Consider the following 23,003-nt stretch of genomic DNA (forward strand, 5'->3'; position numbering starts at 1 on the left):
AGGAAGGGCACCGTCGTATGGCGTCGATGATCACCCTCACCATGTCCGCCGTGCCCGACCATCTCCGCGGAGCATTGAGCCGCTGGCTCCTCGAAGTCACGCCGCAGATGTACGTCGGTACTGTCTCGGCGAAGGTCCGCGACCAGTTGTGGGGCGCGGTCAGCGCATGTGTGGAGGAAGGAGTAGCCGTGCTGGTCCACCCCGCCGACAACGAGCAGGGCTTCGAACTGAGAACAGCCGGCCAACACCGCCGCAAACCAATCGACTTCGACGGCCTGACCCTGATCGCATACACAGGAGACGCCGAACCCGACGGCGGTAAAGACATCGCAAACCCGTCCTAACACTGCAGGTCACGAAGAGTGGTCCCCGCGCAGGCGGGGGTGAGCCGTTCTGTCACAGCGCCGACCCGGAGGTGACGACGTGGTCCCCGCGCAGGCGGGGGTGAGCCGTCGTCGTCTGACGGGGACGGCGGGAAGTCGGCGTGGTCCCCGCGCAGGCGGGGGTGAGCCGCCAATCCGCATTGATTTGGATTGTGTGGCCGAGTGGTCCCCGCGCAGGCGGGGGTGAGCCCCGAAAGCTTCGCTGATTCTGACGCTCGAAGACGTGGTCCCCGCGCAGGCGGGGGTGAGCCGACTTACACACTCACTCGCTCCGGTCCGGAACGGTGGTCCCCGCGCAGGCGGGGGTGAGCCGGCTCGTTGAGTCGCGTTTTCCTGGTCAGTGGGGTGGTCCCCGCGCAGGCGGGGGTGAGCCGGCCAGGAAAGCGAGGAGACAACACTCGTCCGGGTGGTCCCCGCGCAGGCGGGGGTGAGCCGGCGACCGGCATCAACAAGGGCAGCGTGGCCCGGTGGTCCCCGCGCAGGCGGGGGTGAGCCGGCGACCGGCATCAACAAGGGCAGCGTGGCCCGGTGGTCCCCGCGCAGGCGGGGGTGAGCCGACGTGGTCGTTCATCGAATTGGAATCCGAAACGTGGTCCCCGCGCAGGCGGGGGTGAGCCGATTCTTCCCACACAACTTCGAATGAGGCTGTCGTGGTCCCCGCGCAGGCGGGGGTGAGCCGTTTCAGGCGGGCGACCGGCACTCTCTCCTCGAGTGGTCCCCGCGCAGGCGGGGGTGAGCCGTGGGAGGCGAGCCGGTTGGCGCCTTCGATGGAGTGGTCCCCGCGCAGGCGGGGGTGAGCCCCCGCCGCGCCTGGTCCCAGGTCCTGGACGGACGTGGTCCCCGCGCAGGCGGGGGTGAGCCGGCTGGCAGGGAGGGGGCGGGGTGCCAGCGAGCGTGGTCCCCGCGCAGGCGGGGGTGAGCCGTTCGTGCGGAGACAGCTCGACGACCAAGTGCGGTGGTCCCCGCGCAGGCGGGGGTGAGCCGTAGGGTTGGGGACCATGGGGTCCGCCTCTCTTGTGGTCCCCGCGCAGGCGGGGGTGAGCCGCCCTCTTGCAGTACAACCGCCGCCGCCCCACCGTGGTCCCCGCGCAGGCGGGGGTGAGCCGGCGGGTGGTGCGTGATGTGGACCGCCAACTGTGTGGTCCCCGCGCAGGCGGGGGTGAGCCGACGATGACCTCGAACTCGTCTGGAACGAGGCGGTGGTCCCCGCGCAGGCGGGGGTGAGCCGTGGCGTGAGCAGACCGCCCGTTGTCTCGCGGAGTGGTCCCCGCGCAGGCGGGGGTGAGCCGCAGCGGTAGCCGCGTCTTGACCGGTGGGAGGTGTGGTCCCCGCGCAGGTGGGGGTGAGCCGGACGTCACGGAGGTCCTGGAGGAACTGGCGCAGTGGTCCCCGCGCAGGCGGGGGTGAGCCGGCCCGTCTTGCGGTCCTCACCCAGGTAGGTGCGTGGTCCCGGCGCAGGCGGGGGTGAGCCGCAGCACCGACGCGCTCAACCAGCCCGCGGTCAGTGGTCCCCGCGCAGGTGGGGGTGAGCCGGAGGCCTACGGCACGTCGCCCTCCCAGTCCCAGTGGTCCCCGCGCAGGCGGGGGTGAGCCGACGGCGGTCCAGACGATCACGGACCGGTACGCGTGGTCCCCGCGCAGGCGGGGGTGAGCCGAACATGTTCGTGGAGATTTTCAACAAGGTCGCGTGGTCCCCGCGCAGCGGGGGTGAGCCGGTGGTGAGCGGCTGATGGCTGGCTTTGTTCACGAGAAGCGGTTCTGGCTCAGCTTCCGTGCAGCGGCAACTCTGCGTCACGCCAACAGGACGCGTTTCCGGAGGAGTTGGAAGCCAGCCCGGCCGAACATTTGGCGCTTGAGCATCTTGATGCGGTTGACGTGGCCCTCGACCACGCCTGAGCTCCAGGGCAGGCTCAGGCCGGCGGTCACGGCGTCATGGTCTCGGTCGATGCCCGCGGCGAGGGTGTGAAGGCTGGGGAGGTCGTCCTGGCGGACGGCGTTGAGCCACTCGGGCAGCTGCTGCCCTTGGCGTTCGGTGAGCATGGTCGCGAAGTGGCGGACGTGGTTGGTGAGTGCTTCGAGTTCGGGGCAGTTCGTCAGGACTGCTTTGAGTCGGAGTTGCTCGGGTTCGGAAAGGGTTTCTGGGCGGCTGAGAATCCATCTGGTCACGAGTCGGGGTGGCGGTGGTTGGGCGGTGACCGGGCGGGGTGACGTGCGCTTCTTCCTGATGTAGGCGCTGACAATGCCGTAGCTGCCCTTGTAGCCGAGCGGGACGATCTCCTCCCATAGCTTCCAGGCGTTGGTGCAGCCCTCGTTCCAGCGGTCGTCGAGGTAGGGCTTGTACTCGTCCAGGGCGGAGGTCCGGTTGTACGGCCACTGTCCTCGGAAGAGGTCTTCCGGTCTGGCGGCGTCGGCAAGGCTTTTGACGGTGCGGTGGGTCATGTGGAGTTGGCAGCCGATTGACCGGCGGCTTTGGCCGGCTTCAAGCATCGCGTGGACGGTGGCGTGCCTGGTCCGGATGCGGTTGGCAAACCGGTCGCTCTTCCAGGGCGAGACCGGGACGTCGTCAGCGGCTTCGGTCTCGTCGACCTTGTCCTTGACCGGTTCGGGGACGAGGACTCGGAGGCACTGACGTTGCCGGGCGACTTCGCGCTCGGCGGCCTGGCCGAGGTTGTGCCAGAGATGCCACCGGTCAGCGACCTCGACGGCTTGGGGCGCACCGACCGTGGTGCCGTCTGCGAAGAACGGTGCCCGGTCCCGGCAGACGACCTCGATGCCGGGGCGCTTCGCCAGCCACTGGGCCAGGCTGGACGCCTCTCGATCCGGCAGCAGGTCCACCGGTCGTCGGCTTTCGACATCGACCAGCACAGTGCCGTAGTGGCGGCCCTTGCGCGTTGCGTACTCATCGACGCCGACCACCCGCGGCGGCGACGCTTCTGGCTCGGGAAGCGCCTTGACTAGACGTAAGACCGTGCTCCGGCTCACCGACACCCCAAGGACGGTAGCCAGCCGGGCGCCAGCCCGGCCGGCCAGGGCGAGACCGAGCGAGGCCAGCGTCGAGCGCAGTCGTTTCGTGCGCTGTCCGTACCTGCGGGTCAGGCCGGATATCTGCTCCACGAAGGTCTGGCGCGGACATACCGTGTTCCGGCAGCGGAACCGCCGGACGCGAAGTTGCAGGACAACCCGTCGTCCTCCGCTCGGCACATCAGCAGGAAACCGCAGGTAGGAGCTGTGCACGTGAGCGGACCAGATCCCGCACCCCGGGCAGGAGGCGCCAACCGTTGTGCAGTGCGCGTCAACACGCACTATCGCGATGTTCACGTCCACGGACAGCACCGCGATGTCCGCGACCGACAGGAACAACAGCTCCTTCAGACGGAGCACGATCTCTTCCACGGCCCCGAACTGTCAGCCCAACTGCCGTGACCACGGCCCATTTTCGGGCGACTTCGCGCACCAACCCCAGACACTCAGCCGTCACTCACAGTTGCCGCTGCACGGAAGCTGAGCCAGAACCGCTTCTCGTGAATAGAGCCAAGAAGGCCGGCACGCGCATTGAGCCCCTCGTTCACGGTGACTATCGGGGCGCGCAGCCCACCCCCGCGGTTCTCATCACGGTCGATGCCGACGGCACCCTCGGCCTGGCACAGATACGTGGTCCCCGCACAGGCTGGGGTGAGCCCTTATCCCAAACGCTACACAGCGCATCATCATGATGCAGTTCCCGCGCAGGCGGGGTCGCCGTGCAGCCAGCAGCAAAAGGCAGGAAACAGCCCCGGTACCCAAGAGGTAGGTACGGGGCCGTTCCATCTGGCCCACCCTGCCGTACGGGGGAACAGCGGTGGCAGGGCCTGGCCCTCCCCTCCCTTGCCGGTGCCATGGCATAGGAAGGGCGGGGAGGACGCACGCGACTACTGCATGGCGTGCGCCTCAGTGGCTTACGTCATATCCGCCGGATGGTTGTCAGGCCCATGTGTGCCCGGTTGGTGGCGAGGACGCGTTCGACGTACTGGTCGAGCATGTCAGGGCCAGCGCCCGGCGGTATGGGATCGAGACCGATCGTCACGCACGTCGGCCACCCACTGACGATACGCAAGCGCCACTCCGTGGGCGTGGCCGCGAGCCGCATGAGATACCGGGGGTGCCCGTAGTCGAGGGCGGCGTAGGGGCTGCGGATCAGTAGATGCGCGCCGATGGTCGACGGTCGCTCGGTCGCCGGTCGCAGGCGCATCCCGTCGACCATGCCCATCAGACCGGCCTCGATGCCCTCGGCGGTCTCCTCTGGTCGCCGTGGCGGCCGGTGGCCGATCAGCAGGTGCGCCAGAGGACCGGCCGGGGTCGTGTCGAGCCACGTCCTCACCGTGCACCCGGCAACGAAGCCGGGGCCGGGTACGGCCCGGATGGTCATCGCCATACCAGCTCCGCCCAGACGTATTTGCCGAACGGGCGGGGAGCGACACCCCACTTGTGCGCCAAGGCGTCCAGGACGATCAGGCCGCGTCCCCGCTGGCGGTCCGCGCTCGGAGCCTTGACCCTCGGGTACCGCCGCGACGGGTCGTGCACCTCGACACGCACCCGGCCCGCCGACGCGGAGAGGACGACGGCGACGGAATCGCCCGGCTCGGTCCCGTACCGAATGGAGTTGGTGACCAGCTCGGAAACGATCAGCTGTAGGTCCTCGATGAGGGCGCGAGGAGCGTCCGGCGTGTACCGCTCTACGACTTCACGTGCATACGCGCGCGCCTTGCTGACGGAGCCGGGATCACTGGCGAACACGGCTTGTTGTGGCGGGCCGGCCGGTGGCGGGCAGCAGGGCGGAACTTGCTGTGTCGGATGTTCTGGCATAGACGTGCGAACTCCTTCAGAGGAGTGCGACCCCAGCGCATAGCTTCGTAACGCCAACGGGGCAGCCGGTTACGTTTCGTGCCTCAGAGTGCACCTCTAGCTACCTACTCAGCAAGTACTCTCACGAAAGAATGAGAATTTGCATGTAATGCCGAGAGTGGCTACAAGGGGGAGGCGTCGCAGGTGACACGGCCTGATGGCACACGGCAGACTGTCGAGCAGGACATGGAAGCGGAGGGGATCGTGAGCACACCCACGGTGCGTCGGCGACGACTCGGCGCGAAGCTGCGGGCCCTACGTGACGGCCTCAATCTCACTTTGGAGGACGTGGCCGAGAAGTCCGAAGGGACCGGGCGGCCGATCACGGTCGCTAAGTTGTCGCGGATCGAACTCGCCCGTAGCGCGGCCAAGAACGCGGATATTGATGCACTGCTCGACCTGTACGGCGTCGAGGACGGCGAGCTGCGCGCGGCCCTGCTGGCACTCACTCGCGAGGGCGGGCGCCGCGGGTGGTGGCAGTCGTATCGCGGTGTCCTGTCGCCCGTGTACGAGGACTTGATCAGCCTTGAGGCGGAAGCCACTGCGGTGCGGACCTGGCAAATGGGAGTCATCCCGGGCCTGTTGCAGACCGGCGAGTACGCCAGGGAGTTCATGACCAGTATCGGCATGTCGGCCGCCGTCGAGGAAAAGGTGGACGCCCTTGTCGAGGTTCGCCTCGCACGGCAGGCCGTGCTGACGCGAGAGCAACCGCTCGGCCTGTGGGCGATCATCGGCGAACAGGCCCTACGGACCCGGTGCGTTGGCGAGGGCGTGATGCGCGACCAACTCGCAAGACTGACTGCCCTGTCCAAGCGGCCGAACGTGACCATCCAGGTATTGCCCGTCGATGCCGCACCGCATGTGGGGCAGATGGGTTCCTACACGATCCTCGGCTTCGAGGAGCACATCGACCTCGACGTCGTTCACGTCGAGAGCCTGACCTCAGCTCTTTACGTTGAGGACCGGGAACAAGTAGGCGTCTACCGGGACGCATTCGAGCGGTTGCGCGCCGCCGCGCTGCCGGTCGAGGCGTCCGCAGATTGCATCGCAGAGATAAGGAAGACACACCCATGACGCACATTGACGACGCCTCGACTCTCGCCGTTTCCTGGTGGAAGTCGTCAGCGTCCGGTACGCAGTCCGACTGCGTCGAGTTCGGCATCGTCGACGATCAGTCCGTCGCGGTGCGGGACAGCAAGAACCCGACGGGGCCCGCGCTGCTGCTGAGCCGTGAGCAGGTCGCCGGACTGGTGTCCGGACTCCGTGACGGCGGGTTGGACGTCTAACGCAACCGTGCACCAACAGGCGGCCCGCCCCGGCCGCGGCACCGACCAGCTCGTGAAGGTGTGATCCCCGCGCACGCGGGGGTCAGCCACCCCCGCACAAGACCGGCTACGGCGCGATCGCGTGCTCCCCGCGCAGGCGGGCAGTCGCTGGTGAAGAGGCAGTCGCGGTCGGGAGCTGTGTGGTCGGTGGTCCTGCGGACGCCCTTCCGCCCACTGGCACCTCGTACACCACTTCACACAACGCCGCCGGCACCACCAGATCCGCTGTCTCGACCGCGCGCCCGCCGTCATCGAGGAACGTCCGCCGGATGCGGATGCACGCGGCGCCCCGCTGGACGCCGAGGAGGACCGACTCCTCGGCGCTCGTCGTTCCCGGCTCGGACCGCTCCTCCGCCCGCACGACCGTGATGCCGATCTCCGCCATGCGCCGCACCACACCGGCCCCGGCGAGCGGTCCGCCGTCCGGGAGGACTACGAGTGAGCCGGACGTGATCGCGTACGGCTCCCAACTCACCGTCAGGTAAACGGGCTTGCCGTCGACCAGGTGCTCGTAGTCCGTCCGCACGCAGTAATCGCCTTCGGCGATGCCGAGCCGCTCGGCGATGTCCGCCGGCGCCGGCACCATGGCCTCACTCCGGCTCTCCCAGGTTTCGCCCTCCCCGAGGGCACCACAGTCCGGGCCTCCACGTGCTTCGCCTGCCCGGACGCCGACGCGCGTGCGGGTCATCTGCCGCCTGACCCGCTGCTCGACCACGTACGTACCCGACCCGGCCCGCCCCTCCAGGACGCCGTCCGCGATCAGGGCCTCCTGCGCGCGCCGGATGATCGCGTCGCTGACGTCGAATTCCTTTGCGAGCTGGGCGCGGGACGGGAGTTGGGTGCCCGGCGACCACTCGCCGACAGCGATCCGCTGCCGCAGCACGTCGGCGATCCGGAGGTAGGACGGCTGCTCTCGCATATGGAAAATCTAGCCGACCACCTTTAATCTAGACGTCCAGATGTCTCCTGGACGTCTAGATCATGCCCGCAGGCATGGTCCCATCGGCGATGGAGGAAGGCCCTTGCGCTCAGCCGAAGCGCGCATCGTGGAACTCCTGGCCCGCCTCGTCGCCGCCGGCTTCCACCCCCACAGGCAGGACGAGGACGGTTGCTTCGGGCTGGTGACGGACGTGCCGAGGCCCCTGTCGCCCGCGGTCTGGCGGGAGCTGTACGAACTGCTCGCCCTGGCCGACCGGTGGGGCCTGGAAAAACGCCCTGATGGCCTCACCGCCCGCGCGGTCATCAGAAAATCCCCGCCACAGACAAGGCCGTCCGGGAGGCGCGGCCCATCAGCGTTAGGGAGCTGACCAGCGTGCTCAACACTGTCCACCGCACCACGGAAGCAGCCGGAGTCGCGCGCCTGCCGCTTCAACTGCCGTACGCCGCAGAGGTGTTGTGATGCCGATGGTCAACCGCACCCACCGCACCGGCGCAGTCCTCGATGTCCACCCCAAGACCCGACTGTCCGCGCAGCGGACCGCAAGGAAGTAGTGACCCCGTCCATGGCAGTCAGGTCCATCCATGTCGCCCGTCACGCCCGTATCGCCGATGAACTCCGCCACCGGATCACGAACGGCAACCTCACCGCGGGGGACCAACTCCCTCCCGAAAGCGACCTCATAAAGCAGTACGAGACCAGCCGGCAGACAGTACGGGAGGCCCTCGCCGCGCTGGAGAACGAAGGCCTCATCGTCCGCCGCCACGGCCGCGGCAACTTCGTCCGCCCTTCCAGCGGCCACACCACCTACACACCCAACGCCCGCGGCCCGGAACCCCAAACGACCACAACCGTGGCCCTGGACACCACCGTCACCACCAACTCGACACCGGCCGATGCCGAGTTGGCCGCCCTCCTGGACGTCCGCCCCGGCACACGCCTCACCGAGTACACGTATCTGAGCAGCTACGCCGACCATCCCCACAGCCTGGCCCGGGTCTACGTACCCGACGACATCGCCAAGCGCCTGGCAGTGCCAGGCACCGGCACCTCGCCCACGAGCGATGACATCTCAGCCCAACTCACTGCGGCAGGTATCAAGTTCGCCGAGGTGACAACCCGCGTCACGGCCCGCCTCCCCGAACCCGAGGACACATGGGTCCTACGTATCGGAGCGGGCGCCCCAGTCCTCAGCATCCAACGCACCTCCCGCGACACCGACGGACGCGTAGTGGAGGCCGCCCTCCTACTCCTCCCCGGCCACAGCGCCGAAGCCCTCTTCACCACACACCCGGCCGCGGCGGGAGTACGGCCGGAGGGGTGACCTGCTGATGTTCAAGGGACAGAACCGCATTCCGCCTATCGCCAATGCCGGCAAAGGGACAGGCGTACGCCTCCTCGTGGAGGACGTTCTCGACGGAGTCCGCAACACAACGGGCTCGCTCTGCTGGTAGCCCGCCCGCAGCGCGTAGAAGGGGCCGGTTCCCCTGTCGTCCAGGTGGGAACCGGTCCCTTCTCCTCTGCTACTCAGCCCATCAATCAAGCTGCTCCGCATCCACCCGCGAAAAGATCAACTGCGTCTCCCCCTCGATCGGCCCGCGCCAACGCACCGGCGCCACCGGATGCCGCACAGCCCGCGCATACGCCGCCGGCGCATAGTCGTTCGGCAACCGGTACACGTGGAAACCGTGCCTCCGCATGGTCCCCAACAACTCCTCCGCCGACTCCCCAAGCCGCGCCATCCGCTCCGGCGTCACCTCCACCGCGATCTCGGCGTCCGGCGGGATCAGGTCCAGCAACGGCTCCAGCCCTCGCACCACCGCCCCCTCAGCCCCCTCAACATCAACCTTGACCACCCGAGCCCGCACCACCTCGTCAAGCTCCAGGACCTCCGTCAACGGCAAGGCCTCCGCCTCAAAACTGGACTCGGCCGGCCCCTCGTACGGAACGATGCTGTTGGCCCCCATGTTCGCCGAACTCGCCAGAACGAACCGCAACTTCTCCCGCCGATCCGACACCGCGGCATTCACCGCCCGAACGTTCCGGCACCCGTTCAACTCCACATGCTGCAACAACCTTTGATGGAACGCCGGCGACGCCTCAACAGCCACCACGCGGCCCGTCTCACCGACCAACCGCGACGCCAACACCGAGAACACCCCGATGTTCGCCCCGACATCCACCATCACGTCCCCGGGGCGCAGGCGGCTCTCCAGCCAACGGGTTACGTGGGGCTCCCAGACACCGAAGAGGTACAGGTAGCGCTGGATGAGGTCCCGGGTGTCGAGGGCGAAACGAGTGCCTAGGGGGCCGCCTGCAACCCGCTGGCGGGGCCTCTCCCGAAGAGCGTCATTGAGAAAGCGCCCCACAAGCGCCTCTTTCGCGGCGTACAAGCAAGCGTCGCGCACGTAACGCCGTCCCAGCGTGAGCAGACCTTCACTCACAAGCCCACGCACAAGATCGCCCCCGAACCATTCGGCCTCGGCTCACAACTGCAAGTCCACCGAGGATACGGAGGAGTCGCAACCTCAGTATTTCGGCTCACTTTCTCTACTTCATCAAGGCGGCTCGCTCCCCCCCCCGCGGCCTGGCTCCCCGGGCCGCCGCCCCTGCCTCCGCCCCGCTCCGCCCCGCTCTGGCCCGGTCCGCCCGGCCGCGTAGCAGCAGCAAGCACCTTGGCTAAGACCGCGTTTGAGATCTGGTCGTAGGACAATCGATCGGTGACGCGCCCCTTGAATTGTGACCGTTCCCTTGAAGAGCTTGAACGCACTCGCTGGCCAGCCCCGTCAGCCGGCGACACCCGTCTTGTCGCTACTGCACACGCTTTGCGGCGTCGGCCGATCGGCGAGCTGACCGTCGAGGACATGCGCTTGTTGATCGGGCAGGACATAGGCCTGCCCTACCTCCTGCCATTGGCACTGGAGGTACTGCGGGAGAACCCGATGGCAGAGGGGGACATGTACGAAGGTGATCTGCTGTCCGCGGTTCTCACCAGGAACCCATCGGTCTGGGCCGAGTTGTCCGAACTCGGCCGAGAGCTTCGCGTGATCGTCTCGAAGCTGCCTGCCCTGCCCTCTGACCTGCAGCAGAGGGTTGAGCGCTTCCTGACCCCATAGCGCACCGACGCAGGACGTCCCCCGCCGAAGGGAGGACCGGCGTATTCACGGAACGTCTCGCAGAAACAAGCGCGGGCCGGGACGCGTCGCCGGTCGGCCACGGGTGAGCCGACGGACCATGATGCCGATCGCCCAGCGGATCATGGTCTCCGAGCGGGCCGGGCTGGTCTCGTAATCACGCGCGAGGCGGCGGTGGGCGGTGAGCCACGAAAAGGTGCGCTCGACCGCCCACCTCTTGGGCTGAACCTGGAATCCGCGCTGGTCCGGAGCCTTGCGCACGATCTCCAACTCACGGCAGAGGATCGTGCGTGACCACTCCACGAGGCGACCTGCGAAGCCCTGGTCCGCCCAGATCCTCTGCACGCCCGGATGGTCCAGGCGAGGCCACAGCAACGAACGCTTCGCACCATCGCGGTCCTGGATGTTCGCCGCAACCACGTGAACAGTCAGAAGCAGGCCCAGGGTGTCCGTGATGATGAACCGCTTGCGGCCCTTCACCGTCTTCCCCGCGTCGAAGCCCCGGGTGCCGACAGGGACCGCATCGGCCGTCCGCACGGACTGCGAGTCGATCAGCCCGGCGCTCGGCTCCGCGCTACGGCCGTCAGCCTCAAGGACCCGGCCGCGCAACGTGTCGTGGACCTGCTCGACGGTGCCGTCGTCATGCCACCAAGGGAAGTACCAGTACACAGTCGGCCAGGGCGGGAAATCCTTCGGCGACTGGCACCAGGCACACCCGGTCCGTACCACATAGAAGATCGCGTCCACGATCTGCCGACGTGGGTGCTTCTCCCGTCGCCCGCCCTTCGGCCCAAACCCTCGCCGCCGGCAGTAAGGGCTCGACCAGAGCCCACTGCTCATCCGTCAGATCCGACGGAGACCCACCCCCAGAGCCACTCACGCAAGGCTCAACGACCACCCTCGCCCCAGGACACGACAGATCTCAAACGCGGTCTCAGCAACCGTCCGTGGCCCCGACCCAATCCACATAAAGCTACGGACCAGAAGGTTGCGGCCGTGGCGAGCGCACCACGGCCGCACCACAAGAGCACCAGATCGAGCGGGGAGCAGCGTGAAGTCACGGTGACAACAGCCAGCGCAACGGAGCCAAGATCCGATCGTTCGCCCAGGTCAGCGTATCAACCAGGCCCAACTGTCCCCAGCTTCCCAAGCTGATGGCGTGCCTTCAACCGCCGCCCATGGCTCAATCAGGTGTCACAGCCGTCACACCGTCACGAGCCGACCGCGGCCGACTGTCTGTTCCAGCCGTCCTGTTCACCGCACATAGCTCGCCGTAAGATCATCCAGTCGTCTGGAGGACTGCGGCTGAACTGGGGGATGGGTGGAGCAGGGAGAGCAACTCGTCACGATCGCTGCGGTGTTGCTGGGTGCGATGACGACGCATGTGACGAACTTCCTGATGGAGCGCAGCAAGAACCGGCACGAGTTGCATGTGCGCTGGGACGAGCGGAAGTTATCCGCGTATGAGGGGTACGTAGATGCCGTGCGGGCTGGCGTCTTCCTGGCGGTGCAGCTCTACGAGGTTCGGGAGGGGCTGCGGGAGAGTGACCAGGGGGAGGCTGAGGTCCGGCGGGAGATGGTGGAGGCCGGTCATCTTCGGGGGCGTGCCTTCGAAAGGATCATGCTGCTTGCTGGGGACGACGTCATCGAGGCGGCGCACGAGTTGAACGCAGCGGTCTTGCAGGTCGACTGGCAGGCGAACGGGAAGCATCCCGGGACGCTTGAGGAGTGGCGGGATCGCAATCGGGCGGTGTTCAGCGCCATCAACAGCTTCCACGATGCGGCGCGGACGGATCTCGGTGTGAGTGGGAGTGTCAGCGGCGACCATCATCCGGATCGGGATCTGTTGCTCCCGCCGGCCCGTCGGGATACCTGATGGATCGCGCCCAGGCTGAAACAGGGGCAGGTCCCGGGGGCTGTGGGCTATTTGTGGGCCAGCTCTCGGCTTGATCCGACCACCAACCGCTAAGCCGCAGGTGGATGGGCTGCAGCGCTCCACAGCGTGACTCTCTGAAAACCGTCGTGGCAGCAATGCCACCGTGGGTTCAAATCCCACCGCCTCCGCGCTGATGAGCTCTGAAAACGGCCCCTGACCTGGGTAGTTGGTCGGGGGCCGTCGGCGTGCGCCGGTGCCCGTTACTCCCCGGACTTTCCCTTGGGTTCCCGCCACGTGGGGCACGGATGGGGCACGGGGAGATGGGTGCTCGGGCGGCTGATCTGTTCAGTGCTGCGAGGGGGCTGGGGGGCGCTACCGGTTGACCGGAATCTCGTACACGATCTCGCAGCGGGCCACGGGCACCACGATGTCCGCCGTTTCGACCGGGCGCCCCTGGTCGCTGTAGTACGTCCGCTGGATGTGGGTGACGAGGGCTGCCTTCTGGATGCCGAGGAGTGACGCCTCCTCGGCGGTCGCCTGTCGGGGCTCCGGCTGTTCCACAGCATGGCTGACGGTGATCCCAATGGCGGCCATGCGGTTCACGACGCCCGCCCCGGCGTACGGCCCTCCTTCGGGGAGCACGATGAGCGTGCCGGCGGTGAGGTCGTACGGCTCCCAACTCGTGGACAGCTGCACGGGTTTGCCGTCGGCTAGGAACTCATACGCTGTCCGTACGCACAGCTCGCCCTCGCCGATGCCGAGTCGTGCCGCGATGTCCGCCGGGGCCGACACCTTGGCCTCGGACCTGCTCTCCCAGTCGCCCCGCCTGCCGACGGCCTTCATGTCCGCCCGGAACGGCGACCCCTGGGGCTGCTCACGGGCCGATGACCGGACCATCCGCACTCGCTGCCGGGGTTCGGCGACGTACGTGCCGGAGCCGGCCCGGCCCTCCAGCAAGCCTTGCGAGATCAGCAGCTCCTGCGCCCGGCGCACCACGTTCTCACCCACGCCGAACTCCTGGCCGATCTGGGTGCGTGAGGGCAGGCGGTCTCCGGGGTTCCACTCGTGCTCTGCGATCCGTTGCCGGAGTGCGTCGGCGATGCGGAGGTAGGGCGGTTGCTCGGGCATATGGAAAATCTAGTTCACTAGGCTTAATCTAGTTAACCGGCTTCACTGAACGTGTTGACCGAGTGACGGAGGCTGCCCTGTGCCCAGTTCGGGAGTGAGTGCGGCGGCCATCGCTGCCCGGTTGTCCGCCATCGGACTCCTCGTGCGCGTGGAGGAACACCCGCTGCATACGTCGGTGGAGGCGGAGGTGCCCGGCGTGCTCACCGCCGAGTTATGGCAGGAGGCCCTGAACGCAGTGGATCCGGCCGATCAATTCGGGCTCCTCGCCACCAGCTTGAACGACTGCACCATCTGGGCGGTCGTACACAAAACGGTCCCCTCGGCGGGCGATGCCGGGGGACCGAGCCGTCAGCGATAGGGAGCTGAACAGCATGTTCAACCGTATCCGCCGCGCCTTCACCCTCACCAGGGCGCGGAAGTCCTCAACTGGCAGGCACCGGCGCCCGTTTACGCGCTCGTGCCCCGCGTCCGCTGCAACTCCTGCCGCGTCGCCCATTGTTCTGGGGGCCACAGGCAATGCGGCGTCGAATCCCCGGTCTCGCCTCGTCGGGGAGGACGTCGCTCTCGTCCGCCCGTATGTCCTGGAGTGGGAACGGCGAGTCCGGACCCGTTCGCTGCTTGTTGCGACTCGTGTACCGGCGGATGCCTGGTCGGCCTTGGCGGGGAGTTGCTGATGCCGTCTCGTCAACAGCCACGCATCACGGGCCTCTCCTCCACCTCGTACCGCTCCACCGAATGCCGGATCGGCACGCACTCGGATTGTGCCGAGACTTCTCCGGCTCCTGTACCGGCCGACATCCCGGTGACGGGTGAAGCGTGCGACTGCCCCTGCCACCCGGCCGGTGACGGGTCCACGTCCGTGGAGGTGACGCGATGACGGCCTCGGTGCCCAGCGGAGCGCAGGTTTCCGACATCGAGGTCACCGCGGCCACCGTGCAGCGCGGCGACATCATCCAACTCGGCGGTGGGACCTACCGGGTGAGAGACCTCCGCCAACTCCCGCAGGGAGGGAAGCAACTGGTCTTCGCGACAGGCGAGTTGCTGACCATGCACGCGCGTACCCGGCTCCTCGCCATGCGCATCAGGAGCAGCTGGTGAACGACGCCACGCGCTCACGCCGCCACGCCATCGCCGACGACCTCCGGCAGCGGATCACCACCGGCCGCATCCTGCCCGGAGCACGCCTTCCCTCCGAAACCGACCTCGCCGATCGGTACCAGGTCAGCACGGCGACCTTGCGGAACGCCCTCGCCATACTCCAGGGCGAAGGTCTCGTGGAGAAGATCCACGGCAAGGGCAACTACGTCCGCTCTCCCCGCCGCAAGATCATGTACGTCGGCGGCTGGGGCATCCTGGACCCGTGGACCGCCGCCGAACCGGCCTTGCGGGTCACGGTCCGCCGCTCCACGATTCAGGCTCCCGTCGATGTGGCGGCCTCGCTGAAGGTGCCTGTGGGCAGCCCCGTCGCGGAGTTCAACTGCCTCAGCCATGAAGGGGATTCGCCCCATGGCCTGGCACGTATCCACATGCCGCCCGACTTGGTACCGGCCGGGGTGCTCGACAACGGCTCCGCGTGGCGGGAAGCCGCCGGAAGGTTCGCGCTCCTCGGCCCGCAGCCGGCCGCCGTCCGGGAGACGGTCTGCGCTCGTCCCCCCACACCGGAGGAGGCATCGGCCCTCCGAATCGGCTCTGCATCGGTGGTCCTCTCCATCCACCGCATTGCCACCGACTCCGCCGGCCGCATCCTCGAAGCCGCGCACCTGGCCCTTCCCGGCGACCGCTTCAACGCCGTCTTCACCACCCACCACATGACCGACGAGAGGCAGGCCCGAGCATGACAGCGCCGAACGAATTGCGGCTCCTCCCGTGGTCGAGCGCGGACGGCAAGCCCTGCTACCTGAGCACCGACAACCCGGACAGCTACATGTCCCGCCTGGCGGACAACATCGAGGCGGTCCAACTCGGCACGGCGGCCGAACTCTTGGAGGAAGCCTCGGAAACCCTCGCTGACCAGGACGCGGACGCCGAGGAGGTGCGGTGCCTGGGGAAGGAGCTGGCGGGGTCTCTCCGGGACGTCCTTCGCGTTGCCACCAGTCGTGGCCATCGCTTGGTGGTGAGCGAGGCGGGCGAGTCTGCATACTGAGCTACGCGGGCTGAGCTGCACAGCAAAACGGAAGCCTGCGGTGTCCGATCTGTTAGTTAGCCGGGCTATCCGCGTCGAGAACCGCGAGGATACGCGGCACGGCCTCCTCTGGAGCCTCGTGCTCCCACACGCGGACGACTGTCCACCCGGCGGCTGACAGAGCCTGGTCGGCGGCCCTGTCCCGGGTGACGTTGCGCTCTAGCTTCGGTCTCCAGTACCCGCCATTTACGCCGGGCTGCCGACCGTGCTCGGGGCAGCAGTGCCAGAAACATCCGTCCACGAAGATAGCCACTCGTGCGCGCGTGAAGAGGATGTCTGGTCGCGGCCGTGCGCCCTCCAGCTGCAGGCGGACATCAACGCGGTAACGCTTCCCAGCGGCGTGAAGCAAGGAGCGGATGGCTCGCTCGGGCTTGGTGTCCCGCCGCTTGATCGCAGCCATATTGCGCGAGCGGCCGGGAGTCGGCGGCGTCGATGCTGGGGGGTCACTGTGGAGGGCCATCGGTTACACCGTAGCCAACAGTGTCAGACCCTCGGTGTTTGATGCGTCAGGATGGTAGACCTGTGCAATCACGACCTGGAGGTACGAGCGTGGCTGATCTGACGGCCGTGGAGATCTGCGCGGGCGCTGGCGGCCAGTCGCTCGGCCTTGAGCTGGCAGGTTTCGACCATGCGGTAGCCGTCGAGCTTGATGAGAACGCGGTGAACACTCTTAACGAGAACCGCGGACACTGGGACGTGCGGCACGGCGACGTGGCTGATGAGGGGATCTGGAACCCCAAGGAGTTCGTCGACGTTGACTTGCTCGCTGGTGGGGTTCCTTGCCCTCCATTCTCCATCGCTGGCAAGCAGCTTGGTGCCACCGACGAGCGAGACCTTTTCGCGTGGGCCGTTGAACTTGCTGGAAGGATGCAGCCGAGGGCTGTTCTCCTGGAGAACGTACGAGGGCTTTCTATGCCGCGTTTCTCCGCGTACCGCCAGCATGTTAAGGACCGATTTAAGGATCTCGGGTACTGGTCCGACTGGAAGCTTCTTCACGCAAGCGACTATGGCGTACCGCAACTGCGTCCCCGATTCGTCCTGGTCGCCATGCGCGATGACGATGCTCAGTGGTTCGAGTGGCCCGAAGAAACGCCCTACCAGGGCACGGTCGGAACTGCACTGTTCGACCTGATGGCAGCGGATGGCTGGCCGGGCGCTGAGGAGTGGAGAGCCAAGGCGAACGACATTGCGCCCACCATCGTCGGTGGCTCCAAGAAACACGGCGGGGCTGATCTTGGACCGACTCGCGCCAAGGCCGCTTGGCGTGCACTTGGTGTAGATGCGATGGGTGTCGCTGACGCTCCACCAAACGAGTCGCACCCTGTTGACTTCCTGCCCAAACTCACAACGGAAATGGTCGAGCGCATCCAGGGCTGGGGACCTGAGCCGGAATATGACTGGGAATTCACAGGCCGCAAGACAACGAGATATCGGCAGATCGGCAACGCTTTTCCCCCGCCGGTGGCTAGGGCGGTCGGTACGTCGATTTCCAATGCGTTGAACCGCAAGGGCCTGCCGAAGGAACTATCCGAGGTGGAGAACGAGGTCATGCATGACCGGCTCTACCTGGCCTTGAAGAATGCGCCAGCTCCGCTTACGGAGAAAGAGCTCGTGAAGCTGGCCGGAGAGAAGATCGATTCCCCCACCTTCGAGCGCCGTATGGCCATGCTTGCCAGGGACTTCGTGATTGACGAGGACGACCAGCTTGGCGGTCGTGCGTACCGGCTTGCGGGCTTCAAGGGGTTTATAGGTCAGGAAGGCCACGAGCGGCACGCACGATTCGCTGAGATGCGTTCCCGGATCAGCTAGTTTCGCCGAGGCGCTTGGCGAGATGATTGATTAGCGTCGCTCGGTCACTGTGGGGCAGCTTGCGTGCGCGGTCGTAAGCCTGGTCGACCTTTGACCGGGGGCGTTCACCCTTGCGCATCCAGTTGAGAAGTTCGCCCGCCTCCTTGCTGGTAAGCCGCTTCAACCCGGCGAGGACTTCGTCGTATTGCTCGGGGTCGGGCATTTCATCCCGAACTGTTTCGTTGCAGCGAGAGCACTCAACGCGCCAGTTGTCGATGTCGTCACGAGCACCACGGGACTTAAGACGCTCCTGCGGCACGAGATGGCCGATGGTAAGTCTGACCTTCGCGCCAGGCTCCCCCGGGTACTCCTCGTCAACACCTGCTCCGCAGATTCTGCAACGAGAGCCATCACGTTCCATGACGACTCTTCGAACCCGGGCACTAGGGGCAAATTTATCGTACTTCGCTCGCTCGCTGTCGATCCAGAGCTTTCCCCCCTTGGCCTCAAGGCGGTACTCGTCGTGGGCGAGAGTGGCGTCGTTTCTCTGAGAGGGGATGACCCAGTCGCACTTCCGCAGCTCGCGCAGCCTGCGGTTCAGGTGCTCCGAGCTTTCAGCTATGTCAGGTCCCAGAGCGGCGCGAAGCTCCCGCATCGTGAATGTGTCGCCTACGTCCTTCCTGAACCATAGCCAGGCCGCCAATCGGCACTCTTGACCGAACCGCTGTTTCTTCGTGCCGGGTCGAATAGAGAGCTCCCACCATAGGGTCCCGTCCGGCGCTCTCGAGTCATCGCGTTCGCTGGGGTCCACAGACATGCACGGGAGTATGGCCGGCCTGGTGGATCTTTGCCCAGAGATCCTTTGACTTCGGCGGGTAGCCCTGCCGCCGCCTACTGCGGCCAGCCCCCAGCCAACCACTCGCCCCGGCTTCTATCCCGTACGCCGTCGACCCACACACCGTGGAGCAGGCGCGGTTCAGGGACGTCAAGGTGGAGCGCGCCACTGTACGAACGACCTTGACGCCCCTGGGCCGTGTCTGCTCGGCTCTGCCTGGGTCGACGGCGTACGGGATGGAAGCCTCACCACGCTCACCCCTACGGGTCCGTAGTCGGGTACGGCGCCCCGTCCATCCCGGTGTCGGCCGATCCCCCGCCGGAGGCACCGTCTGTGACTCGCGGGTGATCTCCTGCCCTTGCCCGCGTGCACGTAGCGCGCTGCCGGGCGCGGCCAGCCGGGGCGGAGACAGGAGGCGGGCCGCGCCGTAGAGGCGGCGCGAGCCCGCGCTGTGCGCGGGCCTTGATGAAGTAGGGAAAGTCTTACCGCGCCGGTGTCAGGTGCTTGCCGTCGTGCCTTCGGAGGTGGGGGCGAGGGTGTCGAGGAGGCGAATTGCATAGAGCCATTCAACGGCCGCGGGCTCGCTGGAAGTTCGCCGGTGAGGTTTGTAGGGGAAGGCCGGGGCGGCGATTCTGCGGGCGATGTCCTTGTGCACGCCTGTCAGTTCGCCCAAGGCGATGTGGATGCTGGTTCCTTCAGGGACCTTGCGGGACCTCTGGGGGCTCCTTCAGTTCGAGTACGCCGCCAGGTATCTCTCAGGTGCTGTTGTCGGCTCGGCGGGCGGTGAGGAGCCGCCCCGTCTTTGCGGACCACGCCGTTTGCGCGGACCACGCCGCTGGGTCGGCCGCCACGGTTCTTGGTAGGTGAGTGGGCTGGCGGGGACTCGGCACGGCAAGGGGCCACGGGGACGAACCGCCCGTCTACCCGGCTGAGTTCGCGCTCCGGTGCTACGGCGAAGGTGCGCGTTCCGTATGTCGGTGGTCCGGTGGTGGCCCGGTCTCGCGCCTCGGTCGGGACCTCGTCCTCCGCTACGCCCTTGCAGAAAGGGCGAGTTGGGGTCGAGGGAGGGGGGTGGCCTGCGGGTGGTTCGTAGGATAATTAGATTAGTTGGGGATGGCGGGTCTAGAGTCGATCATCGCGTCGTCGGTGCTGGTGGGGGCACGTTTGCGGCGCTTGGTCCTGCCTGTGGTGCGTGGCGTGTGCGCTGTGGGTGTTCGCTGATCGGAAGGCCTTCGACCTTGTGAGGAAAATGCTCGTTGGTGCGGCTTTTGTGGCGGTTGAGGTAGCGGTGGCTATGCCGGTTGTGCCGGTGGCGTGTGCCTATGCGCCCGATACCTGCATTGTTTATGGGCCGCAGTCGGTCAGCGGGCTACGAACTGGGTGAGGATGGCCTGGACTTCGTAGATGTCGACGCCCTTGGTGAAGGTCTTCTCCAGGGGGGTCTCGCTGCTGGAGATCCAGATCTTCAGTTCGGCGTCGAGGTCGAAGTGGCCGGCGGTTTCGACGGAGAAGTGGCTGATGCTGCGGTACGGGATGGAGTGGTACTCCACCTTCTTGCCGGTGAGGCCCTGTTTGTCGATGAGGATGAGGCGGCGGTCGGTGAACAGGATGGTGTCGCGGATCAGCAGGTACGCGGCGTAGACCTGCTCGCCCTGGCCGAGCAGGCGCGCGTAGTCATGTGTGGCAGAGGCCGGGTCGATGCTGTGGGCGTTGCCGAACAGGGCCATGGTTCCCCCCGGATGACGGTGATGCGGCTGTCCTCCACGGTAGCCGGTCAGTCGGACACTCCGAGGTCCTCCCGCATCAGTCGGCGCAGGGTGGCCAGAAGTGGGTCGGCTTCCGAGGTGAGTCGGGCGATCAGGTCCCCGGGGGTGTCCTCGGGGCGGGCCAGGCCGCGGTCGAGGCGTTTGACGGCGCCGTCGACGGGGGCGAGGACGCGGTTGGCGGCGCGGATCGCGTCCAGGATGCGGGCCGGTACCACCATCTGGGACTCGGCGTAGCAGTCCCGGTACTCCAGCCGGGCCGCTTCGAGGGCGGTGCGTTCCTGCTCTCCGTAGACGCCGTCGCGCAGTCGGTGCAGGGCGTCCTTGAGGAGGGTGTTGAACTGGCGGGCGCTGCGGTTGACGGCGATGTACGAGGCGCGGCGCTCCTCGTGGCGGCGCTGGAGTTCGGACTCGGTGCGCTGCTCGGCGCGTTCGCGGGCGGCGGCGCGCTGGCTGACGAGTGGGGCGAAGAGGGTGCCGAGTACACCGGCGACGGCGGTGAGCATGGCGGCTATGACGGCGGTCACCGGGCAAGCCTACGACGGGAGTTGGGGGCTCCGGGGGGTGGTGAGGCGGGCGGCGGAGGCGAGGGTGGCGCGGGCTTCGTGTGCGGTGAGTCCGGTGCGGGTGGCGGCGTCGACGAGGGCGGGGGCGAGTTCCTCGCCGAGGCCGTTCTCGTAGGCGCGGCAGGCGGCCCAGAAGAGGCGGGTGTTGCGCTGGCCCTGGTGGGCGGCGAGGACGAAGCGGACCAGGCCGCGGCCGTGTGCGCCGCCGCCGCGGTACGGCGCGGGGTGGGGGCGGGGCGGTGGCAGCAGGAGCCGCAGCAGTGCGGGCGGGCAGGGGGCGGGCGGCAGGTGGGCGGTGCCGGGCAGGGCGCGGTAGACGCCGTGTTCGCCGAGGGAGCCGGGGCCGACCAGGTAGCCGCCGGCGCCGCGGACGTCGATCCCGGGGGCGAGCCGGCCCGCCGAGTTGGGCACCACCAGGTGCGGTGGGCCGCTGAGCCACAGGTGGCGGCCGTTGCTGGGGGTGGCCACGACGACGGTCGCCGGGATGGTGAAGAGGTGCCGCAGGGCCAACTCACGTAGGGCGGCGGAGGAGTCGGTGGGGCCGGTGGTGTCGAGGTCGATGCCGATGAGGTGGTGTGGGGGCAGGCCGCAGGCGATGCCGTAGCCGGTGGCGCGGGGTGCGGCGGCGAAGAGGGCGCGGATGCGCCGCGGGTCGGTGGTGGCGTCGTGGATGCCGTGTCCGAACTGTCCGCATTCGCCGTGGCAGTGCACCGGCCGGGGGTCGTCGTGGTGCGGGGAGCGGAGGGCGGGGAGTTTGGTGCGGGACAGCGGGATGACGGCGAGCCCGCGTTCGGCGGCGGACAGGGCGTGGGCGAGGGCGAGCGTGGCGGGTGGCACGGCGCGGGCGGCGGAGGGCGGTCTGCGGTGGCGGTTGCGGTTCCGGGAGGGGGTCGGGGGTGTCGGTGGGTCTGGTGAGGTGGCGGGTGTCGGTGGGGTGAGGGGTGCGCGTTCGGTGAGGGGGGTGTGGGGTGCGGTCGGTTGGGGTGGGGTGGTGGGCCAGGTGGAGGCCGGCTCCTCGGGGGTGAAGGGCTCGTACGGCGGCAACTGGGGTGCGGGGGGCGGTGGTTGGGGGATGCCCGGGGCGGAGGGCTGCGGTGGTCCCGGGGGGTGGGGTGGTGCTGCGTACTGCTCGTGCGGCTCGGGTCGCTCGGGTTGCGTGTCCGGTTCGCGGTCCCCGGTCGGTTCCCGCGCCCCGTTCGGTTCGGAGGGATCGAAAGTGGCCATGGCTCTATGTTCGTACGTATGTTCGATAAAGGGAAGGGGGATTGGGTGACGAAGGGGGTGCGCCGGGGTGGGGTGAGGGGTCGGGGCGGTGGTGGGGCGTGCCTGGGTTGGTGAGTGGTGGGGCGGTGGGTGTGCGGAGGTTTAGGCGGGGTTGCTCACGCTTGCCGGTGAATCGGTGGCTGTGAAGTGGTTCCGCCCGGTCGGTTGGGCAACTCTGATCCCGCGGCGCGGAAAGCACCGCGGAACAGACCGGGGCGGACCCCAACCTCCCTGGTGACAGCCGTACTTATCGGCCGCACAGACGGGTGCGGGCCGGACTGGAGGAACTCATGGCAAGCATCCGTACCGCCCGCGTTCTCGCCTTCGCCGCGGCGCTGCCCCTCGTGGTGGCGGTCGGCTCGGGGGTCGCGGCCGCCGACAACGGGGCCATCGCGGGCAGCGGATCCGACGCGGCCGTCGCCACCGTCGGCGCGGCCGGGGTCGGCGGCGTCAACACCGGCAACTCGTCCACCACTCAGCAGCAGGCGGTCGGTACGGGGGCGAGCAACCAGAACAACTCGGTCCAGTTGGACGGTCCGGCCGTCGTGCCCATCCACCAGTCCAACCAGAACTTCGCCATCCATTTCAGTCAACTGTGGTGATGCCCCGGTGAGTTGAGCCGCGTACGGCGGCGCCGACCGGGGTGACGAGACCGGGGGGCCGGGGGGTCGAGCCCGAGCGGGAACGGGGAAGGAGGCGGCGGCGTAAGCCAGTTCTGAGCCGGGGGGTGGGGGAGGAAGGGGAGAGGAAGAAGAGGCCGGCTCGGCGACCGGCCACGGTGTGGTGTCCTGCGCGGCGGTGCTTCGGCCCGCCGCGCAGGTCCGTGTGCCTGTAGGGCGGCGGGAGTCTCCGGGTGGTCCCCAGGGTGCGGGTCGGGGCCCTCCACCCTCAGGAGGTGGGGCCTGCACCACTCCTACAACCTGAGGCGGACACCGCTTCGGG

23 protein-coding genes, 2 pseudogenes and 1 CRISPR repeat array are annotated in these 23,003 nt (G+C 67.7%); of the genes and pseudogenes, 12 read left to right on the forward strand and 13 right to left on the reverse strand.

The genetic code is table 11. The annotated features are described in order from the left end of the window. The first annotated feature begins 17 nt into the window (after positions 1-17). Positions 18-344 (forward strand): type I-E CRISPR-associated endoribonuclease Cas2e, encoded by a 327-nt coding sequence (gene cas2e / locus ACFVST_RS08555; RefSeq protein ID WP_390148184.1) that lies wholly within the window; start codon positions 18-20, stop codon positions 342-344. A gap of 18 nt (positions 345-362) precedes the next feature. Further along, positions 363-2,099: direct repeats of the CRISPR family, unit length 29 nt; unit sequence GTGGTCCCCGCGCAGGCGGGGGTGAGCCG. A gap of 75 nt (positions 2,100-2,174) precedes the next feature. Here cas2e and ACFVST_RS08560 read toward each other — a convergent pair. The 3 genes from ACFVST_RS08560 to ACFVST_RS08570 all read right to left on the reverse strand — a co-directional run bounded on the left by ACFVST_RS08560 (position 2,175) and on the right by ACFVST_RS08570 (position 5,225). Then, positions 2,175-3,776, reverse strand: a complete 1,602-nt coding sequence (locus tag ACFVST_RS08560) for an ISL3 family transposase (protein ID WP_390148186.1) — start codon at positions 3,774-3,776, stop codon at positions 2,175-2,177. A gap of 547 nt (positions 3,777-4,323) precedes the next feature. After that, entirely contained in the window at positions 4,324-4,794 is a 471-nt protein-coding gene (locus ACFVST_RS08565; RefSeq protein WP_390148188.1) for a hypothetical protein, read from the reverse strand. Next, positions 4,785-5,225 carry an ATP-binding protein gene (locus ACFVST_RS08570; RefSeq protein ID WP_390148190.1) on the reverse strand — a complete coding sequence of 147 codons (441 nt, stop codon included), beginning with the start codon at positions 5,223-5,225 and terminating at the stop codon, positions 4,785-4,787. Before ACFVST_RS08570 ends, ACFVST_RS08565 begins: the two co-directional genes overlap by 10 nt. A 243-nt stretch (positions 5,226-5,468) precedes the next feature. Here ACFVST_RS08570 and ACFVST_RS08575 point away from each other — a divergent pair, with 243 nt between their 5' ends. Both ACFVST_RS08575 and ACFVST_RS08580 read left to right on the forward strand, forming a co-directional pair. Beyond that, entirely contained in the window at positions 5,469-6,338 is an 870-nt protein-coding gene (locus tag ACFVST_RS08575; RefSeq protein ID WP_390148192.1) for a helix-turn-helix domain-containing protein, read from the forward strand. Further along, positions 6,335-6,550 (forward strand): DUF397 domain-containing protein, encoded by a 216-nt coding sequence (locus ACFVST_RS08580; protein ID WP_390148193.1) that lies wholly within the window; start codon positions 6,335-6,337, stop codon positions 6,548-6,550. Before ACFVST_RS08575 ends, ACFVST_RS08580 begins: the two co-directional genes overlap by 4 nt. A 106-nt stretch (positions 6,551-6,656) precedes the next feature. On the opposite strand, the gene ACFVST_RS08585 is transcribed toward ACFVST_RS08580, so the two are convergent. Then, positions 6,657-7,508 (reverse strand): GntR family transcriptional regulator, encoded by an 852-nt coding sequence (locus ACFVST_RS08585; protein WP_390148195.1) that lies wholly within the window; start codon positions 7,506-7,508, stop codon positions 6,657-6,659. Between the two features lie 583 nt (positions 7,509-8,091). Between ACFVST_RS08585 and ACFVST_RS08590 the strand changes: the two genes are divergently transcribed. After that, positions 8,092-8,850 (forward strand): GntR family transcriptional regulator, encoded by a 759-nt coding sequence (locus ACFVST_RS08590; protein WP_390148197.1) that lies wholly within the window; start codon positions 8,092-8,094, stop codon positions 8,848-8,850. Between the two features lie 211 nt (positions 8,851-9,061). On the opposite strand, the gene ACFVST_RS08595 is transcribed toward ACFVST_RS08590, so the two are convergent. Further along, positions 9,062-9,970 carry an FkbM family methyltransferase gene (locus ACFVST_RS08595; RefSeq protein ID WP_390148199.1) on the reverse strand — a complete coding sequence of 303 codons (909 nt, stop codon included), beginning with the start codon at positions 9,968-9,970 and terminating at the stop codon, positions 9,062-9,064. 276 nt (positions 9,971-10,246) lie between these two features. Between ACFVST_RS08595 and ACFVST_RS08600 the strand changes: the two genes are divergently transcribed. Further along, on the forward strand, positions 10,247-10,642 hold the full coding sequence (locus ACFVST_RS08600; protein WP_390148201.1) for a contact-dependent growth inhibition system immunity protein: 396 nt from the start codon (positions 10,247-10,249) through the stop codon (positions 10,640-10,642). A gap of 45 nt (positions 10,643-10,687) precedes the next feature. Here the strand turns inward: ACFVST_RS08600 and ACFVST_RS08605 are convergent. Beyond that, positions 10,688-11,558 (reverse strand): annotated as a pseudogene (locus ACFVST_RS08605) (IS5 family transposase). Between the two features lie 423 nt (positions 11,559-11,981). Here ACFVST_RS08605 and ACFVST_RS08610 point away from each other — a divergent pair. Beyond that, complete coding sequence (locus tag ACFVST_RS08610) at positions 11,982-12,536, forward strand: hypothetical protein (protein ID WP_390148203.1); 555 nt, start codon at positions 11,982-11,984, stop codon at positions 12,534-12,536. 372 nt (positions 12,537-12,908) lie between these two features. Here ACFVST_RS08610 and ACFVST_RS08615 read toward each other — a convergent pair whose 3' ends face one another. Further along, the gene (locus ACFVST_RS08615) at positions 12,909-13,664 is read right to left on the reverse strand and encodes a GntR family transcriptional regulator (protein ID WP_390148205.1); all 756 of its coding nucleotides are present in this window, start codon (positions 13,662-13,664) and stop codon (positions 12,909-12,911) included. Positions 13,665-13,743: 79 nt separating this feature from the next. Between ACFVST_RS08615 and ACFVST_RS08620 the strand changes: the two genes are divergently transcribed. From ACFVST_RS08620 to ACFVST_RS08635, 4 genes are all read left to right on the forward strand, one after another. Continuing rightward, the gene (locus tag ACFVST_RS08620) at positions 13,744-14,022 is read left to right on the forward strand and encodes a hypothetical protein (protein ID WP_390148206.1); all 279 of its coding nucleotides are present in this window, start codon (positions 13,744-13,746) and stop codon (positions 14,020-14,022) included. A 515-nt stretch (positions 14,023-14,537) separates the two neighbouring features. Next, the gene (locus ACFVST_RS08625; RefSeq protein WP_390148208.1) at positions 14,538-14,762 is read left to right on the forward strand and encodes a hypothetical protein; all 225 of its coding nucleotides are present in this window, start codon (positions 14,538-14,540) and stop codon (positions 14,760-14,762) included. Beyond that, positions 14,759-15,502, forward strand: a complete 744-nt coding sequence (locus tag ACFVST_RS08630; protein ID WP_390148210.1) for a GntR family transcriptional regulator — start codon at positions 14,759-14,761, stop codon at positions 15,500-15,502. Before ACFVST_RS08625 ends, ACFVST_RS08630 begins: the two co-directional genes overlap by 4 nt. Then, the gene (locus ACFVST_RS08635) at positions 15,499-15,807 is read left to right on the forward strand and encodes a hypothetical protein (protein ID WP_390148211.1); all 309 of its coding nucleotides are present in this window, start codon (positions 15,499-15,501) and stop codon (positions 15,805-15,807) included. Before ACFVST_RS08630 ends, ACFVST_RS08635 begins: the two co-directional genes overlap by 4 nt. 52 nt (positions 15,808-15,859) lie before the next feature. Here ACFVST_RS08635 and ACFVST_RS08640 read toward each other — a convergent pair whose 3' ends face one another. Next, positions 15,860-16,306 carry a very short patch repair endonuclease gene (locus ACFVST_RS08640; RefSeq protein ID WP_390148213.1) on the reverse strand — a complete coding sequence of 149 codons (447 nt, stop codon included), beginning with the start codon at positions 16,304-16,306 and terminating at the stop codon, positions 15,860-15,862. A gap of 89 nt (positions 16,307-16,395) precedes the next feature. Here ACFVST_RS08640 and ACFVST_RS08645 point away from each other — a divergent pair, with 89 nt between their 5' ends. Then, positions 16,396-17,655 (forward strand): DNA cytosine methyltransferase, encoded by a 1,260-nt coding sequence (locus tag ACFVST_RS08645; RefSeq protein ID WP_390148215.1) that lies wholly within the window; start codon positions 16,396-16,398, stop codon positions 17,653-17,655. On the opposite strand, the gene ACFVST_RS08650 is transcribed toward ACFVST_RS08645, so the two are convergent. The 5 genes and pseudogenes from ACFVST_RS08650 to ACFVST_RS08670 all read right to left on the reverse strand — a co-directional run bounded on the left by ACFVST_RS08650 (position 17,648) and on the right by ACFVST_RS08670 (position 21,635). Then, entirely contained in the window at positions 17,648-18,451 is an 804-nt protein-coding gene (locus ACFVST_RS08650; RefSeq protein ID WP_390148217.1) for an HNH endonuclease, read from the reverse strand. The genes ACFVST_RS08645 and ACFVST_RS08650 overlap by 8 nt on opposite strands. 500 nt (positions 18,452-18,951) lie before the next feature. Continuing rightward, positions 18,952-19,221 (reverse strand): annotated as a pseudogene (locus ACFVST_RS08655) (hypothetical protein). Positions 19,222-19,830: 609 nt separating this feature from the next. Continuing rightward, the gene (locus ACFVST_RS08660) at positions 19,831-20,196 is read right to left on the reverse strand and encodes a PH domain-containing protein (RefSeq protein WP_390148219.1); all 366 of its coding nucleotides are present in this window, start codon (positions 20,194-20,196) and stop codon (positions 19,831-19,833) included. Between the two features lie 47 nt (positions 20,197-20,243). Beyond that, the gene (locus ACFVST_RS08665) at positions 20,244-20,759 is read right to left on the reverse strand and encodes a hypothetical protein (protein WP_390148221.1); all 516 of its coding nucleotides are present in this window, start codon (positions 20,757-20,759) and stop codon (positions 20,244-20,246) included. 9 nt (positions 20,760-20,768) lie between these two features. Beyond that, entirely contained in the window at positions 20,769-21,635 is an 867-nt protein-coding gene (locus tag ACFVST_RS08670) for a bifunctional DNA primase/polymerase (protein WP_390148268.1), read from the reverse strand. A gap of 716 nt (positions 21,636-22,351) precedes the next feature. On the opposite strand from ACFVST_RS08670, the gene ACFVST_RS08675 reads away from it, so the two are divergent. Next, the gene (locus tag ACFVST_RS08675) at positions 22,352-22,663 is read left to right on the forward strand and encodes a hypothetical protein (protein ID WP_390148223.1); all 312 of its coding nucleotides are present in this window, start codon (positions 22,352-22,354) and stop codon (positions 22,661-22,663) included. Positions 22,664-23,003 lie beyond the last annotated feature (340 nt).

The sequence above is a fragment of the Streptomyces sp. NPDC058045 genome, assembly GCF_042885635.1.
Taxonomy (GTDB): Bacteria; Actinomycetota; Actinomycetes; order Streptomycetales; family Streptomycetaceae; genus Streptomyces.